We start from the raw sequence: 856 nt of genomic DNA on the forward strand, positions 1-856 counted from the left end.
GGGCGAAGCGGGCGACCGGCGTGGCGGAGGGGTGTGGGAGGGCGGCGGGGCGCCAGATCATCCAGGCGAGGGCGATTCCGGCGAGGGGCGCGAGGGAACCGGCGAGCAGCAGGGGGATGGCGTGATGTTCGGCGGGCCAGCCGGGGACGGGCATGATTTTATGGGAAAAGATGTGTACCGGGGCGATGATGTCGGGCATTTCGATCATGCCGCCGACGATGGCGATGAGGGAGAGGCAGGCCAGGGGGACGGCCATGGTCCAGCCGGTGCGGCCGGTGGCCCCGCCGTGAGGTTGACCCGCGAAGACTATGAAAACACAGCGAAAACCGTAGAGGCCGGTCAGGAAGGCGCCGGCCAGGGCGCCGGTCCAGAGCAGGGGATCGCTGTCCCAGGCGGCCTGGAGGATGGCTTCCTTGCTGTAGAAGCCGGCCGAGAGCAGGGGCACGCCGGCCAGGGCGGCGGCGCCGGCGACGAAGGCGGCGCAGACCCAGGGCATGACCCGGGCGAGGCCGCCCATCTGGAAGATGTCCTGCCGGTGGTGCATGCGCAGGATGACCGCGCCCGCCGCCATGAACAGCAGGGCCTTGAAGAAGGCGTGGGTGACCAGGTGGAAGATCGCCGCCGACCATGCCCCGCAGCCCAGGGCCAGGAACATGTATCCGAGCTGGCTGATGGTCGAGTAGGCCAGCACCCGCTTGATGTCGGTCTGGGCGAGCGCGCTGCCGCCGGCCAGCAGCAAGGTCGCCAGCCCCACCCAGGCGGTGAGGTGCATCACCAGCGGCGCCGGCAGGAACAGCGCGTGCAGCCGGGCGATCAGGTAGACGCCGGCCGTGACCATGGTGGCGGCGTGGATCAG

General features: G+C 70.2%; 1 protein-coding gene. It reads right to left on the bottom strand.

Going from position 1 to position 856, the window contains the following annotated elements; all coding sequences use genetic code 11:
* Window positions 1-856 (bottom strand): proton-conducting transporter transmembrane domain-containing protein (locus HUK84_RS20570; protein ID WP_281362877.1); only part of this gene is annotated, 856 nt, incomplete at both ends.

Source organism: Nguyenibacter vanlangensis, from assembly GCF_013376155.1.
GTDB lineage: Bacteria > Pseudomonadota > Alphaproteobacteria > Acetobacterales > Acetobacteraceae > Gluconacetobacter > Gluconacetobacter vanlangensis.